General features: G+C 64.5%; 13 protein-coding genes and 1 tRNA gene. 10 read left to right on the top strand and 4 right to left on the bottom strand.

Annotated elements, in window-relative coordinates:
• Window positions 1-480, bottom strand: a complete 480-nt coding sequence (locus tag AC5RV1_RS12875) for an SRPBCC family protein (RefSeq protein WP_493994827.1) — start codon at window positions 478-480, stop codon at window positions 1-3.
• A 236-nt stretch (window positions 481-716) separates the two neighbouring features.
• On the opposite strand from AC5RV1_RS12875, the gene AC5RV1_RS12870 reads away from it, so the two are divergent.
• The 3 genes from AC5RV1_RS12870 (at window position 717) to AC5RV1_RS12860 (ending at window position 2,181) form a co-directional block, all read left to right on the top strand.
• Window positions 717-790: transfer RNA gene (locus AC5RV1_RS12870), tRNA-Gly, on the top strand.
• Window positions 791-889: 99 nt separating this feature from the next.
• Window positions 890-1,030 carry a hypothetical protein gene (locus tag AC5RV1_RS12865; RefSeq protein WP_205484577.1) on the top strand — a complete coding sequence of 47 codons (141 nt, stop codon included), beginning with the start codon at window positions 890-892 and terminating at the stop codon, window positions 1,028-1,030.
• A complete protein-coding gene (locus tag AC5RV1_RS12860) occupies window positions 1,027-2,181 on the top strand; it encodes a N(5)-(carboxyethyl)ornithine synthase (RefSeq protein WP_493994826.1) in 1,155 nt (384 codons plus the stop codon). The genes AC5RV1_RS12865 and AC5RV1_RS12860 overlap by 4 nt, the downstream gene beginning before the upstream one ends.
• Window positions 2,182-2,187: 6 nt before the next feature.
• Here AC5RV1_RS12860 and AC5RV1_RS12855 read toward each other — a convergent pair whose 3' ends face one another.
• A complete protein-coding gene (locus AC5RV1_RS12855) occupies window positions 2,188-3,570 on the bottom strand; it encodes an MFS transporter (RefSeq protein ID WP_493994825.1) in 1,383 nt (460 codons plus the stop codon).
• 145 nt (window positions 3,571-3,715) lie between these two features.
• On the opposite strand from AC5RV1_RS12855, the gene AC5RV1_RS12850 reads away from it, so the two are divergent.
• From AC5RV1_RS12850 to AC5RV1_RS12840, 3 genes are all read left to right on the top strand, one after another.
• On the top strand, window positions 3,716-4,570 hold the full coding sequence (locus tag AC5RV1_RS12850; protein ID WP_493948090.1) for a LysR substrate-binding domain-containing protein: 855 nt from the start codon (window positions 3,716-3,718) through the stop codon (window positions 4,568-4,570).
• A gap of 62 nt (window positions 4,571-4,632) precedes the next feature.
• Complete coding sequence (locus AC5RV1_RS12845; RefSeq protein ID WP_493948091.1) at window positions 4,633-5,439, top strand: alpha/beta fold hydrolase; 807 nt, start codon at window positions 4,633-4,635, stop codon at window positions 5,437-5,439.
• A 145-nt stretch (window positions 5,440-5,584) separates the two neighbouring features.
• Window positions 5,585-5,902, top strand: a complete 318-nt coding sequence (locus tag AC5RV1_RS12840; RefSeq protein ID WP_493948092.1) for a hypothetical protein — start codon at window positions 5,585-5,587, stop codon at window positions 5,900-5,902.
• Window positions 5,903-5,990: 88 nt separating this feature from the next.
• Here AC5RV1_RS12840 and AC5RV1_RS12835 read toward each other — a convergent pair whose 3' ends face one another.
• Together AC5RV1_RS12835 and AC5RV1_RS12830 are read right to left on the bottom strand one after the other, a co-directional pair.
• Window positions 5,991-9,497 carry a bifunctional proline dehydrogenase/L-glutamate gamma-semialdehyde dehydrogenase gene (locus tag AC5RV1_RS12835; protein WP_493994824.1) on the bottom strand — a complete coding sequence of 1,169 codons (3,507 nt, stop codon included), beginning with the start codon at window positions 9,495-9,497 and terminating at the stop codon, window positions 5,991-5,993.
• A gap of 295 nt (window positions 9,498-9,792) precedes the next feature.
• A complete protein-coding gene (locus tag AC5RV1_RS12830; RefSeq protein WP_493948096.1) occupies window positions 9,793-11,256 on the bottom strand; it encodes an amino acid permease in 1,464 nt (487 codons plus the stop codon).
• Window positions 11,257-11,408: 152 nt separating this feature from the next.
• On the opposite strand from AC5RV1_RS12830, the gene AC5RV1_RS12825 reads away from it, so the two are divergent.
• The 4 genes from AC5RV1_RS12825 (at window position 11,409) to AC5RV1_RS12810 (ending at window position 15,004) form a co-directional block, all read left to right on the top strand.
• Window positions 11,409-12,323 (top strand): LysR substrate-binding domain-containing protein, encoded by a 915-nt coding sequence (locus AC5RV1_RS12825; RefSeq protein WP_493994823.1) that lies wholly within the window; start codon window positions 11,409-11,411, stop codon window positions 12,321-12,323.
• A gap of 102 nt (window positions 12,324-12,425) precedes the next feature.
• Window positions 12,426-12,851: an aspartate 1-decarboxylase gene (gene panD / locus AC5RV1_RS12820; RefSeq protein ID WP_493948098.1), complete on the top strand. Its 426-nt coding sequence runs from the start codon at window positions 12,426-12,428 to the stop codon at window positions 12,849-12,851.
• An 82-nt stretch (window positions 12,852-12,933) separates the two neighbouring features.
• The gene (locus AC5RV1_RS12815; RefSeq protein WP_493948100.1) at window positions 12,934-13,860 is read left to right on the top strand and encodes an AEC family transporter; all 927 of its coding nucleotides are present in this window, start codon (window positions 12,934-12,936) and stop codon (window positions 13,858-13,860) included.
• Between the two features lie 10 nt (window positions 13,861-13,870).
• Window positions 13,871-15,004: an FAD-dependent oxidoreductase gene (locus tag AC5RV1_RS12810; RefSeq protein WP_493994822.1), complete on the top strand. Its 1,134-nt coding sequence runs from the start codon at window positions 13,871-13,873 to the stop codon at window positions 15,002-15,004.
• The last annotated feature ends 2 nt before the right edge of the window (window positions 15,005-15,006 follow it).

Raw genomic sequence — 15,006 nt, 5'->3', positions numbered from 1 at the left:
CTATACGGCCGGTTGGAGCTCCAAGACGTCCTTGAGCCGCTCCAGCTGGCCTACCTCCGAGCTGAGGCTCCGCCGCATCATCGTGCTAAGCAAACCGAGCCGGTTCAGGAAAGTCATCGGGTTCAGGAACCCATAGGGCCCCTCCTGCTCGGCTTCAACCGCGAACCGGACGCGCGTGCCCGACGTTTCCGTGCTCAGGTAATAGCCGCCCGACCGGCATGACGGGCCCGAAACGACATCAAACTGGATTTCAGCCCCAGGCCTTGCTTGGGTGATTTCCAGGTCGGCCGGGATGCTCAGGCCGGACCGCCCTGCCACCATCTGCCGGTACACGGCGCCCTTGGTTCCTGCGGAGCCCCGCAGCAGTTTGACGCTGCGGACGCCGTCCCGCCAGAGCGGCAGGTTGGTTGCATCGAGCAGGTAGAGGTACACAGCCATGGCATCGCGGCGGATGAGGACCTCATGCTCTGCGAATGCCATCGGGATCTTTCATAGTTGACGTCTACCTGCCGCAGCAGCTGCACCCCCCGGCTTTGCAGCTACCCGGATCAGGTTAGCCCGCACTCCCCCGCCCCCACCTAGCCAGCGCCCGCGACGTTATTGAAGAGTTACTGGATGACGTCCCAGATGTTGGGACACGCGCACCCCGCCCGCCGCTTGGACGGCCCGCCGCCACATCTGCGCTAAGCTATGTTCTGCCCCTGGAACGGGGCGATGCGGCTGTAGCTCAATGGTAGAGCGCTAGCTTCCCAAGCTTGATACGCGGGTTCGATTCCCGTCAGCCGCTCCACGAGTGCAGCGGAAGAGGCACTTACACCCCGGGTCCATTAGGTACCGGCGTGTATCGTCAGAGGTCAGGAACCTCTTCGGTTCCGCTACAGGAGCAATCATGGCTGACAAGTCCCCGCGTCAAGCAGCATCCAAGAAATCCGGCAAATCCATCAAGGAAAAGCGCGCAGACAAGAAGGCCGCTTCCGCGCCGGCCAGCTCCCTGGACCTGACGTCCAGCAAGGCCGCAAAGAAGAAGTGACCGGCCTCGAGAACAAACTGACCCTGGGCGTCCTGGCGTCCACGCGAAAACCGGCCGAGCGCCGGCTCCCCATCCACCCGCTGCATCTTGAGCGCATCGCGCCCGATGTCCGCCAACACATCATCCTCGAGCAAGGCTACGGCGAGCGCTTCGGCGTCCCGGACGCGCACCTCTCCACCCTGGTGGGCAGGATGGCCGGCCGGGAGGAACTGCTGGCGGGGGCCGACGTCGTCCTCCTGCCGAAGCCGCAACCGGAGGATCTCGCCGAACTGCGCGACGGGCAGGTCCTTTGGGGCTGGCCGCACTGCGTCCAGGACCGCGCCATCACCCAACTGGCTATCGACAAGAAGCTGACGCTGATCGCCTTCGAGGCCATGAACCACTGGGCAAGCGACGGCGGCTTCGGCCTGCACGTCTTCCACAAAAACAACGAGCTTGCAGGGTACTGCTCGGTCCTGCACGCTCTGGCGCTGACCGGTTCAACCGGCGACTACGGGCGGCGGCTCAGCGCAGTGGTGATCGGTTTCGGCGCCACGGCCCGCGGTGCAGTGACGGCCCTGAATGCCCACGGTATCCACGACGTCCAGGTACTGACCAACCGCGGAGTGGCCGCCGTAGGCGCGCCTATTCACTCGGTCAATATCGTCCAGTTCGATCACGACGACGAAGCACCCTTCCTGAGCCAGGTCATCACCGAGCGGGGCCGGGTGCCGCTGGCGCCCTTCCTGGCCGAGAGCGACATCGTGGTCAATTGCACCCTGCAGGACCCCAACAATCCGCTGACCTACCTGCAAACAGAGGATCTTGCCGCTTTCACCCCGGGCAGCCTGATCGTGGACGTTTCCTGCGACGAGGGAATGGGATTCAGCTGGGCCAGGTCCACCACCTTCGCAGATCCCATGTTCACCGTGGGTGAACACGTCAACTACTACGCGGTGGACCACAGCCCGTCCTATCTCTGGAACTCCTCCACCTGGGAGATCAGCCAGGCCCTGCTCCCGTTCCTGGCAACGGTCATCGACGGCCCGGAGGCGTGGGCCGGGAACGACACCATTACCCGGGCCATCGAGATCCGTGACGGCGTCATCCGCAACAAGGATGTGCTCGCGTTCCAGAAGCGGGAAGCCGCATACCCGCACCTGGCCCTGTAGCCCGCTTTACGCCGCCGTCGCCTTGCTGACGATGCTCACGGGGTGGCGGCGGTCCTTAAGGCTGACCCTCAGCAGCAGCGAGCCTTTCCGCGCCAGGACGACGGCGACCGTCAGGGCGGCGAGAGCCGGGACTCCCCCGGCGACCAGCAGGGCCACGTGCGGGCTGGCATGCTCGGAGAGCCAACCGAGCATCGGCCCGCCTATTGCCTGGCCGCCGATCAGGACCATGATGTACAGGCTCATGACCCGGCCCCGGATGCTCATGTTGGAGCTGACCTGGACGAGTTGATTCGATCCCGTCAGGAACATCAGGCACCAGAATCCGGATAGCACCATCACCGCCCCGAACACCGGCATGGACGGTGCCACGGCAGCAAGGCAGAGCATGATTCCGTACATGCCGGCGCAGAACACCACGGAGCGGAGCCGCAATTGCCGGCGCCGCGTCGACGCCACGGCTCCCGCTAGCGCGCCAAGTGCCACGAGGGCGTTCAGCAGCCCGTAGCCTCCGGCTCCGACGTCGAAGACGTGATCGGCGAAGGCGGCAAGCACTACCGGCAGGCTCATGGCAAAAACCGCGATGAACCCCGCCATCAGCCACGGCCAGTAGATGGTGGGCTTGCTGAGGGCATAGCTGAGTCCTTCGCGGAGCATGCCCTTGCTCTTGGGCGTCGGTGCACTGACGAACAGCTGGTCCTTCCGCAGGATCAGGAGCATGGCCACCGTGGAACAACAGGCCACGGCATTGCCGGCAAACGCCCAACCGGCCCCCACGGCGGTCAGCAACCATCCAGCGAGGGCGGGACCAATCAGTCCTCCAAGTTGGAAGGTGGTGGAGTTGACGCTGATCGCGTTGCGCAGGTACTTCGGCCCCACCAGTTCGTTGACGAACACTTGCCTGGCGGGCTGATCCAGCACGGTGACCAGGCCGAGGACCAGGGCGATGACGTAGACGTGCCAGACTTCAACGGTCCCTGTCAGCGCAAGAACCGCGAGCGCGGCAGCCAGGACCGCGGCCATACTCTGGCACAGGATCAGGATTTTCCGTTTGGCGAATCGATCCGCCACCATGCCGCCCCAGGGTCCCAGCAGAAGGGAGGGCAGGAACTGCAGCGCCACGGTGATGCCCACCGCAGTTACGGATCCGGAAAGCTGCAGGACCATCCAGTCCTGGGCGATGCGCTGCATCCAGATGGCGATGACGGCGATGAAGTGACCCACCGCGAAGATCCGGAAATTCGGGACCTTCAGCGAGATAAAGGTGTGCTTCCACGGCAGTCGGTCAGGGACGACGGCGAGGGGCTGGGTCTGGTTATCCGGCGGCGCAGCGCTTGTGGAGTCGGTGACGGGCTGGGTGACGGTTGCCGATGAAGGCGGAGGGGGTGCCACAGGTGTGTCCTCAAATTGCGGTCGGTCCGGGATGCCGTTAACGCTAGGCTGGGTGCACGTGATTATGGAGGCGTATTGTCCCTATAACTCGTATTGCAAACTGCAATGCCGCCTCTATCCGCACCCTGCCCCACTGGAGTCCACAGTGTTTGAACCTGCGCAGCTGCGCTCCTTCCTGGCGGTCGCCGAAACCCTGAGTTTCACAAAGGCTGCTGATCGGCTGGGGCTGGCCCAACCAACCGTCAGCCAGCACGTCCGCAAGCTAGAAACAGCTGCCAAACGGGTGCTGATCACAAGGGACACGCGGGATGTCCGGCTGACGGACAACGGGGATGCGATGGCAGGCTTCGCACGGAACATCCTCTCGGCTCACGATGCCGCTGCACGGTATTTTTCCGGCTCCGCCATGCGTGGAAGGCTCCGGTTTGGTACCGCTGATGATTTGGCAATTACCGGCCTGCCAAGGATCCTTCGCGAATTCCGGCAAATCTATCCGCAGATCAACCTGGAACTCACCGTCGGCCAAAGCGATCAACTGTACCGGAAGCTCAATGCGGGCCAGCTGGACCTCGTCTTTGTGAAATGGGTCGCCGGGGCCAAGGACGGCACAGTGGTGCAGCACGACTCGTTCTCCTGGGTGGGCCAGGAACAGACCGTGCTGGAACCCGGGGCTCCCGTCCCGCTGATCGCCTACCCCTCACCCAGCTTGAGCCGAAAGCTCGCCATCGATGCGTTGGAGGCGCACGGCAGGACCTGGCGCATCACCTGCACCACGCGCCAGATCAGCGGCGTCCTTGCCGCAGTCCGGGCCGGCATCGGGGTCGCCGTCATGCCGTCCTCGCTGGTGCCCGACGACTTGAAGATCATCACCCGCCGCTTTGACCTGCCGGCAGTGGGCGACGTGGATTTCACCCTGATCCGCAACCCCTTGGCAAACTCCGAGGTGATCGATGCGCTGACGCAGTCCATTGTGGGCCGGACTATCAACCGCCCGGCCTAGGCACTTTCGAACCTATTGATGCCGGTCCCCGCCTGCGGGCTCACGCCGAGTAGGTTGTACGCATGACAGCAACCACCGGCGTTGTACAGCAGTTCGCCCTTGACGTTGGATTCGGGGTCCGGATCAACTACTTCGACACGGGCGGGGACGGTTCTCCGGTCGTTATCCTGCACGGCCTTGCCGGCAGTGCAATGGAATTTTTCGAAACCGCCGGCGCCCTTCCGGAGTTCCGGACCATCCTGGTTGACCTGCGCGGCCACGGCCGAAGCACCTCACGGCCCAGCGACCTTTCCCGGGAAGCCTTTGTTGCCGACGTCGTCCACGTGATCGAGTCCGCGGTGGGCGGCGCCGTGGCACTCGTGGGCCAATCGATGGGCGGCCATACCGCGATGCTCGTTGCAGCGAAGCGGCCGGACCTGGTCAGCAAGCTCGTGCTTCTGGAAAGCAGTGCCGGCAGCAGCAGCGCTGCCGGGAATATGCAGCTCGGAGAATTCTTCCGTTCCTGGCCGGTTCCATTTCCAAGCCGGGCCGCCGCGAAAGAGTTCCTGGGCAACGGGCCCCTGCAGGACGCGTGGGTGGCCGACCTTGAAGAACGGGAGGACGGGTACTGGCCTCGCTTCTGTGCTGACGTCATGGCGGGCACGATGGAAGGGCTGAACCGGCCCCGCTGGGAGGAGTGGGAAGCCGTCGCGGGGCCAACCCTCGTGGTGTATGGCGAAGAAGGAATGTTTTCAGCGGAGGAGAAAGCGGAGTTCGTCGCCCGCGGCCATAACGTCCGGCGCGTTGACATTCCCAGGGCATCCCATGACGCACACCTTGATGCCCCCGGAGCCTGGGTAACAGCCCTGAAGTCGTTTCTGAACAGCTGAAGCTTTGGCTGGAAGACAACCCGTTCTCCATTGATGCCGGAACGTTACATCCCCTATGCTGGTTTTCCCATGGTCAAGCAGCTGGCCGTTCTTCAATACGAGCACGGCCCTGCCCGGCAGGTGGCGCGCTCGGGACAGGCAGCCAATGACGACAGCCAAGAACACCCGCCTCAGCACTTCACATGCCCGCCCGCATAACACTGCGCGGCCACTGGCCACCCGCCAATCCACCCTCGGCTCCGGACTGGCCACCACGGACTCCGGATACGTCGGCAAGCCCACCTGCGACAAGTGCCGCACTGATGAATTTATCTACCTTGAGTCCTACATCCCCCCGACCTACCGGCGGGACGGGGCTGTTGCAGCCCTGGGCGAAGTCGCCTATACGTGCACCCGCTGCGAGGAGTTTTCCGCTCACAGCGTGCCGGTGACATGGACACCGCCGGGCTGGTACCTCGGCTAGCGGATAGCCAACCAGTCCGTACAGCAGAAGGCCGGGTGGCCACCGTCAAGGTGACCGCCCGGCCTTTGCTGTGCCCCTGCGAATGAAGCTAGATCAACGCGTCCGAGAGGTGGTTCGGCGTGCCGAAGCGGTGCGCCGTGATGCTGACAGCCTGCTCATGCAGGAACGGCAGCAGTTCCACGCGGCCGGCCTCGGTGACCGGGTGGGAGTAGACAGCAAGGTCCGGCCGGCCGCCGGTCGCGTGCGCCAGGGCAGCAGCATCTCCGCCGATCAGGCGGATGCGTGCTCCGGAAAGCCTGCCGGCAGTGGCGAGCTGGCCGGCGGTTGACAGCCATTCGGCGTCGGACTCAACTTTGACGTCGATGTCCAGTGCGGTGAGCACCGCGCGCAGTTGGGCAGGAAGCCCGGCTGCGGTGGACACCGTAAGCTCGGAGCCCGCCAGCACGCCCGCCGCCACGGTCCGCACGAGGTGTGCGAGAGGCGCGCCCCCCGAGAGTCGGATTGTCACGGGCAGGCTGCGGTAGCGGAAAATGTTGCGCTCCGCGCTGAGGCCGGAGACGTCCTTGGCCGTACCGAACTCGCTGGCCCAGGCCTCAGCATCGGAGGCCAGTGCGCGCTGGACGGATTCGAGTTCTGCAGGTTCCAGCGCGGCACCGGCTGCATTGATGATCCGCCCGACACCGGGATTGGTCACAGGCGTATCCGCCGTGCTCGCGGCGGAAGTCCACTCGCCCAGGCCGGCAAGGTAGTTGGGGCCGCCAGCCTTGGTGCCGGCTCCGACTGCTGACTTCTTCCAGCCGCCGAAGGGCTGGCGCTGCACGATGGCGCCGGTGATGCCGCGGTTCACGTACAGGTTTCCGGCCTGGATAGTCTCCAGCCAAGTACCCAGCTCCGCCGTGTTCAGGGAGTGCAGGCCTGCGGTGAGGCCGTACTCGATCTGGTTCTGGATGGCGATGGCCTCTTCCAGCGTTTCAGCGGTCATCACACCCAGCACCGGGCCGAAGAATTCGGTCAGGTGGAAGTAGGAACCGCGCTTGACGCCGTAGCGCACGCCTGGGCTCCAGAGCCGGCCGGTGTCATCCAGCTTCTTCGGTTCCACGGCCCAGTTTTCCCCGTCACCCAGGGTGGTGAGGGCGTTGAGGAGTTTTCCGTTGGCAGGCTCGATGATCGGCCCCATCTGGCTGGTGGGATCCTCCGGGTAGCCCACCTTCAGGGAGGTCACGGCGTCGATCAGCTGGTTGTGGAACCGCTTGGACTTGGCCACCGAGCCCACCAGGATAACCAGTGAGGCCGCGGAGCATTTCTGGCCGGCGTGGCCGAACGCGGAGTATGCCACGTCCTTGGCTGCGAGATCCAGGTCCGCGCTGGGGGTGACGATGATGGCGTTCTTGCCGCTGGTCTCCGCCAGCAGGGGCAAGTCCTGGCGGAAGGACCGGAACAATTCGGCGGTCTCGTAACCGCCGGTGAGGATCACCCGGTCAACGGCCGGGTGCGAAATCAGCTGCTTGCCGAGCTCCCGCTCACCAAGCTGCACCATGGTGAGGACGTCGCGCGGCACGCCCGCTTCCCACAGGGCCTCGATCATCACGGCGCCGCTGCGGGCGGCCTGCTTGGCAGGCTTGATGACGACGGCGGAGCCGGCGGCGAGTGCCGCCAAGGTGGATCCTGCCGGAATCGCGACCGGGAAATTCCACGGCGGCGTGACCACGGTGAGTTTGGCCGGGACGAACGTGGCGCCGTCGACCTCATCCAGCTTCCGGGCCGACTCGGCGTAGTAGTGGGCAAAGTCCACGGCTTCGCTGACTTCGGGGTCGCCCTGGTCGATGGTTTTGCCGGTCTCGCTGGCCATGACCTCAAGCAGGTCGGCGCGACGGGCCTCCAGGACGTCGCCGGCGCGGTGCAGGATCTCCGCGCGCGCGGCGCCGGAGAGTTCGCCCCAGGCCTTGCCCTTTTCGACGGCGGTGGTGATGGCCGCGTTCAGCTTTGCCTCATCCTTAATGAAGGCGGCTTCCACGGAGGCGTTGCCGAGCGTGGAGGACGGGACGCGTCCCAGGATGGCCCGGCCCCAGTCGCGGTTGGCCGGCAGGGAGGGATCCGTGTCCGGGGTGTTCCCAAAGCCTTCATGGGGCATCGGAACCGGCGGCAGGTTGCGGTTTTGCTGGCGGTTGGCCGGGGGAACGCTGTTGTCCAACGCCGCAAGCGAGGCGAGGAAGCGCTGCTTCTCACGCTCGAACAGGACCTCGTTTTCGCTCAGCTCGAACACCGCAGACATGAAGTTGTCCTGGCTCGCGCCCTCTTCGAGGCGGCGAATCAGGTAGGCGATGGCGACGTCGAACTCGGCCGGGTGCACCACGGGGGTGTAGAGCAGCAGCGAGCCGACGTCCTTCTTGACGGCTTCGGCCTGGCCCTGCGCCATGCCCAACAGCATCTCGAACTCGATGCCGGTTTCAACGCCGCGCTGCTTTGCCAGGAGCCAGGCGAAGGCGATGTCGAACAGGTTGTGGCCGGCCACGCCGATCCGGATGTTCTGGATCCGGCCCGGGTGAAGGGAGTAGTTGATGACGCTCTTGTAGCTGGTATCTGAATCCTGCTTGCTGCCCCAGGTCGCCAGCGGCCAGTCGTGCAGCGAGGACTCCACCTGCTCCATGGGCAGGTTGGCACCCTTGACCACGCGGACCTTGATGGCGGCGCCACCGTTGGCACGGCGTTCGGCCGCCCAGTCCTGCAGGCGGATCATGGCGGACAGGGCGTCCGGGAGGTAGGCCTGGAGCACGATGCCGGCTTCGAGGTCCTTGAACTCTGGCTTGTCCAGGATCCTGGTGAAGACCGCGATGGTCATGTCCAGGTCCTTGTACTCCTCCATGTCCAGGTTGATGAACTTGGCCTTCTTACCGTTGCCGGCGAAGGAGGCGGCGCGCTGGAACAGCGGGGTCAGCTTCTCGACGACGTGCTCAACCGCTTCATCGAAGGCCCAGGCGGAGTGCGGGGCAACGGTGGAAGACACCTTGATGGAGACGTAGTCGACGTCGGGGCGGGCCAGCAGGGTGTGCGTGCCCTCGAGCCGGCGGGAGGCCTCGTGCTCACCGAGGACGGCTTCGCCGAGGAGGTTGACGTTGAGCTTGATGCCGTCCTTGCGGATCTTTGCGATGGCAGGGCCGAGCTTGGCGTCGGTGGCGTCAACAATCAGGTGGCCCACCATTTCGCGCAGCACCTTGCGGGCAATGGGGATAACAACCTGCGGCATCACCGGAGCCATGGTCCCGCCCAGCTGCACCGCGCGGCGCATGTACCAGGGCAGGAACGCGGGGACCTTGGGCGCGAGCGCGGCGAGGTTCCGCGCGGCCACGTTCAGGTCTTCGGGACGGACCACGCCGTCCACGAAGCCAACGGTGAACTCGAGCCCGTTGGGGTCCTTCAGCACCCCTGCAAGTTGCTGGGCGGAAGCATCCACGGGAACCTTGGATGCCTCGGTCAGCCAGTGGCGGACCAGCGCTACCGCTTCGCTGGCCAGCGCCTTCGCCTGGGGCACATCGACGTCGACGGTCCGTGGCGTAGTTCCGGTTGCAACTGCCGGTTCCATTGCAATGTGGGTCATGGCTTTTCTCGTTCTTTCCTGTGATTCGAGGAGGTCTTACCCACCAGTATGAGCTTCCTGTCACGTAAGATAAAGCGATCTTTTCTAAGCAATACAGGTTAGAAAACCCAAAGGTTCAAAGGGCTCAAACATGACCCCGCACCCTTCCTCAGACGCCCCATCACTTACCGCACCATTTGGGCCACCCTCTCTCACTTAATGCGGGAAAAACGGAAACGCTCTATCACCCTCCAGAGGAAGGTGATAGAGCGTCCGGGTTCAAGCGACATTAAGTGGGAGAGCGTCCCGGAGAGGGTCAGCCGACAGGCCGGTGCATCTCCACGATCTCGTCGTGCCGCGGGCTATTCGGGTTCATCAGGGAGTTCTTCTTGCCATAGAAGAAGTAGATGGCCAGGCCAATAACAAGCCAGACACCGAAGCGGGCCCAGGTTTCCCAGTGCAGCTGGAACATCAGGAACGCCGAGGCCAGCACACCGAAGGCCGGGATGACCGGCATTAGGGGCAGGCGGAAGGACCGGGGAGCATCCGGCTTCTTGTAGCGGAACACGATCACAGAGAAACAGACGACGACGAACGCGGCCAGGATGCCGATGTTCGTGAGGTCAGCAACTGCCTTGATGGGGAACACTCCGGCCAGCAGGGCGGACGTCACGCCGGCGATCCATGTGACGCGCTGCGGGGTGCCGTGGCGGTCGGTCTTGGAGAACCAGCCGGGCAGCAGGCCGTCGCGGCTCATGGAGAACCAGACGCGGGTAACACCCAGGAGGAAGGTCAGCATCACGGTGAGGATGGACAACACGGCGAACACCGAGATGATGGTGGCAATCACCGGCAGGCCTACACCTGTGAAGGCCGAAGCAAAGCCTGCGGTGGGGTCGATGTCCTTGTAGTTCTGCATGCCGGTCAGCACCAGTGTGGCGGCCACGTACAGGAGCATCGCAATGATCAGCGAAAGGATAATGGCCTTGGGCATGTGCTTCTTGCCGTCCTTGGCCTCTTCGGCCGCGGTGCTCATGGCGTCGTAGCCGAACACGGCGAAGAAGACAGTGGCAGCACCCGCAAGGACGGGCCCGAAGCCGCTGGGCATAAATGGGTTGTAGTTGTTGGTGTCGATGTAGAAAACGCCCAGTCCAATAATGAAGAGGATCAGGACGACCTTGATGGCCACCGCCACGAGCTCGAACCGGCCGAACGCCTTGGTGCCGCGGGAGAGGATCCAGGTCACGATGAGGCACACGACGATGGCCGGGATGTTCACGATGCCACCCCTGCCTTCCTCGGCGGTGGAGGTCATCCAGATGGGCATGTTGATGCCGATGCCTGAGAGGAAAGCGTCAAAGTAACCGGAAATGCCGATGGCCACAACGGCCACGATGGCAATGTATTCGAGCAGCAGGTCCCAGCCGATGAACCAGCCAATGATCTCGCCCAACGCCACATATCCGTAGGTGTACGCCGAGCCGGCGCGGGGAATCATGCCCGCGAACTCTGCGTAGGACAGCGCCGCGGCCGCCGAAGCAAGGCCGGCCACCAGGAAGGAAATCAGCACCGCGGGCCCCACCCCGGGTGCGGTTTCGCTTCCTGCTGCCACCAGTCCCGCAAGGGAGAAGATGCCGACGCCGATGATGCCGCCTACGCCGATAGCCGTAAGCTGCCACAGCCCGAGTGACTTAAAGAGGCCACTGTGTTTGTTTTCTTCCTCAATGTCGTCGATGGGCTTGCGCCTCATGATCGACTGGCTCATATCTCTAGTGCTCATCAGGAACTCCTGCTTGGGGTGCGACCCCGCCGCGGCACGCCGTTAGGCGCTGTGACGGGGGTAACTCGGTCCCAACAGTATGCAAGCCTGCTTGCATTAGATAAAGTGACTACTTCTAACCTATATTCGTTAGTTTCAGTTAGGAATTCCCCATGCTTGACCTGCGCAGGCTCCGGTTGCTCCGGGAATTAAGCATCCGGGGAACGCTCGCAGAGGTGGCAGAGGCACTGCAGTACAGCCCGTCGTCGGTATCGCAGCAGCTTGCCCTGCTGGAGAAGGAAGTAGGCGTTGAGCTGCTCCGCAAGACCGGCAGGCGGGTGCAGCTCACGCCGCAGGCTGAAGTGCTGGTGGCGCACACGGCGAGCCTGCTGCAGACCATGGAACAGGCCGAAGCCGACCTCGCGGCTTCCCTGACCACTGTCACGGGGACCGTCCGGATCGCGGTCTTCCAGTCCGCGGCCCTTGCCCTGATGCCGGAAACGCTGACGAGGATGGCCAAAGCCTACCCGGAGGTCCGCATCGAGATGATCCAGCGCGAACCGGAAACCGCGCTGCACGAGACCTGGGCGCGGGACTTCGACCTTGTCATCGCCGAACAGTACCCGGGGCACGCTGCCCCGCGTTATCCCGAGCTGGACCGCGTTCGGCTGACCACCGATGCGATCAGGCTGGCAGTTCCACCGGCGTCCGACGGCGGGCCCGCCATCAGCTCGCTGGCGGACACCGCAGAGCTCGCCTGGGTTATGGAACCGCGGGGAGCCGCATCGCGGCACTGGGCGGAGCAGGCCTGCCGCAGCGCCGGGTTTGAACCGGACGTGCGCTTTGAAACCGCCGACCTGCAGGCGCAGATCCGGCTGATCGAGTCCGGCAACGCCGTAGCCCTGATGCCGGACCTGGTCTGGACAGGCCGCGGCACCACTGCCCAACTGCTGGAGCTGCCGGGCAAACCGCACCGGACAGTCTTCACGTCAGTGCGCCGTTCCAGCGCCAAGCGGCCCGCCATCCTGGCAGCAAGGGAGACGCTGGCCGCGGCCGCCGCGGCGGTGGCGACAGACGACGCCGGGTGACCGGCCGCCGTCGGGCCCTTCACTTCGCGGTTTGCAACTTCCGCCTGCGGTGTTCCCTGCGTCACTGCGCGGAATGGCCCCCGGCGCTAGACTGATGCCGTTATGAATCGAACAATGTTCAAGTCCAAAATCCACCGGGCCACCGTGACGCACGCCGACCTGCACTACGTAGGTTCGGTCACCGTCGACCTGGACCTCCTGGATGCTGCCGATATTCTTCCCGGCGAGCTGGTGTCCATCGTGGACGTGACCAACGGCGCCAGGCTGGAGACGTACACCATTGCCGGCGAGCGCGGCTCCGGCGTCATCGGCATCAACGGTGCTGCGGCCCACCTGATGCAGGAAAACGACATTGTCATTCTGATTACCTACGCACAGATGACCACCGAAGAGGCGAAGGCCTACGAGCCCAAGGTGGTCCACGTGGACGGAAACAACCGCGTTGTCCAACTGGGCAACGACCCCGCCGAGGGACTGACGCCCGGGCTGCTCCGCCCCCCTTTTGCCCTTAACAACGCTTCCCTCTAAACCGGAGCGTGTGTCCCAGTACCTTCCGCCGCCGCGCCCTGCAGTTTAACTACAAGCGGTATAACTCCCAGCGGGTTGTCCCTTGTTAGGTGTCCTTGCTGGCTTCTTTGTGGTCTGGTGCATCATCCTGGTGGGCTGGTTCGTGGGCCGGCAGAAGATACTGGGTGACAACGCACGCCAGGTCCTCAGTTCCCTCACCTTCTTTGTGGCCAGCCCGGCGCTGTTGTTCGAAACCCTGAGCAAGGCGCGCCTCGCCGAGGTTTTTGCGGCTCCCCTGCTGGTCGCCGCGGTGTCGGCCGTCGCCACGGCCGCACTCTTCTTTGCCATCGCCAAGTTCTGGCTGAAACGCTCGCTTCCCGAGTCCCTGATGTCCTCGATGGCGGCCTCCTTGGTGAACTCCGCCAACCTGGGCATCCCCATCGCCGTCTACGTCCTGGGCGATGCGAGCTACGTGGCGCCGCTGCTGATCTTCCAACTGGCCTTCTTCACGCCGCTGTTCCTGATGATCCTGGACTCGAGTACCAGCTCGCACCGCACCACTCCCCTGAGCTTTGCGGTGATGATTCTCAAGAACCCCATGATCGTCGGGTCCGCCCTGGGCCTGCTGGTGGCAGGCACGGGCTGGCAGGTTCCGCCGCTGGTTATGGAGCCCATCCACCTGATCGGTGGTGCGGCGATTCCGGCCATGCTGATTGCCTTTGGCATGAGCCTTAACGGCACCCGCCCGCTTCAGGCCTCCACCGCCCGGCGGGTGGATACCCTGCTGGCCAGCGCGTTCAAACTGGCGGTCCAGCCAGCGCTTGCGTACGTCTTTGCCCGTTTCGCGCTGGGGCTGGAGGGCCACATCCTGTTTGCCGTCGTTGTCACTTCAGCACTGCCCACCGCGCAGAATGTTTTTGTGGCCGCCAGCCGTTACAAGACGGGCCTAACCGTGGCCAAGGACACCGTGCTGATTACTACCGTGGTGGCCGTCCCGGCGATGATTGGCGTAGCGCTGCTGCTGACGTGATGGGAGTTTGATGGAGAACATGCTGGACACCGTGGTGATTGGCGGCGGAGCCATGGGCTCTGCTGCGGCATGGGCGTTGTCCCGCCGCGGCCGCCAGGTAACGCTGGTGGAGCAGTTCGGGCCGGGACACAAGATCGGTGCCTCGCACGGGGCCACGCGCAACCTAAACCCCGGCTACCACCGGCCGGAATACGTGGCCATGCTGGCCGAAGGTTTGAGCCTGTGGGACGAATTGGAACAGGACAGCGGCGAAAAGCTGCTGGCCCGAACGGGAATCGTCAGCCACGGCCCCGATCCCCGGCTTCCGGAGGTCGCCGATGCGCTGAACCAGGCCGGTATTCGCGCCGAGTTCCTGTCCCCGGCGGTGGCTGGCGAGCGCTGGCGCGGCATCCGTTTCGACCAGCAGGTACTCCATATGCCCGACGGCGGCCAGCTCAACCCGGAGGCGGCCCTGCCCGCCTTCCAGCGGCTCGCGGTGGCCCGCGGCGCCGAGATGCGGCATCACACCAAAGTGGTGGAGCTGAAAGTGATGGACGACGGCGTCCGGCTCACCTTTGAGTCCGGCGCGGGCACCGAAGTGGTCACCGCCGCCCAGGTGGTGGTCACCGCCGGCGGCTGGACTCAAAAACTCCTGGCCGGCGCCTCGGGAAGTACCCAGCTGAGGATTCCGAAGCTGCGGGTCACCCAAGAGCAGCCGGCGCACTTCCGGGTGGCGGATGCGGGCGCCCGGTGGCCGGGGTTCAACCACATGCCCGGCGCGGGCGCGGAGTACAAGAGCTGGTACTCCCCCGTCTATGGCATGCAGACTCCAGGCGAGGGGATCAAGGCCGGGTGGCACGGCGTGGGCCCGGTAGTGGACCCGGACCGGCGATCCTTCCAGCCGGAACCCGTACAGCTCGCCGCCCTGCAGGATTACGCCCGGGCGTGGCTGCCCGGCGTTGACGCCGATTCATTCGAGGCCATCAGCTGCACGTACACCACCACCCCCGATGAGGACTTCATCCTGGACCGGATTGGCCCCGTGGTCATAGGCGCAGGATTCTCCGGACACGGGTTTAAGTTCACTCCCGTCGTTGGCCGCATCCTTGCCGACCTCGCCACCGGCACTCGGCCTGCGCCGGAGATCTTCCGCGCATCCCGCTAGCC

It is taken from the genome of Arthrobacter sp. Hb9-2, assembly GCF_059091165.1.
This window is presented reverse-complemented; position numbering and strand designations above follow the sequence as displayed.

Excerpts from the sequence above, each read along its gene's own strand:
- AC5RV1_RS12875 (WP_493994827.1), bottom strand. The coding sequence starts at position 480 with ATGGCATTCGCAGAGCATGAGGTCCTCATCCGCCGCGATGCCATGGCT.
- AC5RV1_RS12865 (WP_205484577.1), top strand. The coding sequence starts at position 890 with ATGGCTGACAAGTCCCCGCGTCAAGCAGCATCCAAGAAATCCGGCAAA.
- AC5RV1_RS12845 (WP_493948091.1), top strand. The coding sequence starts at position 4,633 with ATGACAGCAACCACCGGCGTTGTACAGCAGTTCGCCCTTGACGTTGGA.
- AC5RV1_RS12840 (WP_493948092.1), top strand. The coding sequence starts at position 5,585 with ATGACGACAGCCAAGAACACCCGCCTCAGCACTTCACATGCCCGCCCG.
- AC5RV1_RS12835 (WP_493994824.1), bottom strand. The coding sequence starts at position 9,497 with ATGACCCACATTGCAATGGAACCGGCAGTTGCAACCGGAACTACGCCA.
- AC5RV1_RS12830 (WP_493948096.1), bottom strand. The coding sequence starts at position 11,256 with ATGAGCACTAGAGATATGAGCCAGTCGATCATGAGGCGCAAGCCCATC.
- AC5RV1_RS12825 (WP_493994823.1), top strand. The coding sequence starts at position 11,409 with ATGCTTGACCTGCGCAGGCTCCGGTTGCTCCGGGAATTAAGCATCCGG.
- panD (WP_493948098.1), top strand. The coding sequence starts at position 12,426 with ATGAATCGAACAATGTTCAAGTCCAAAATCCACCGGGCCACCGTGACG.
- AC5RV1_RS12810 (WP_493994822.1), top strand. The coding sequence starts at position 13,871 with ATGGAGAACATGCTGGACACCGTGGTGATTGGCGGCGGAGCCATGGGC.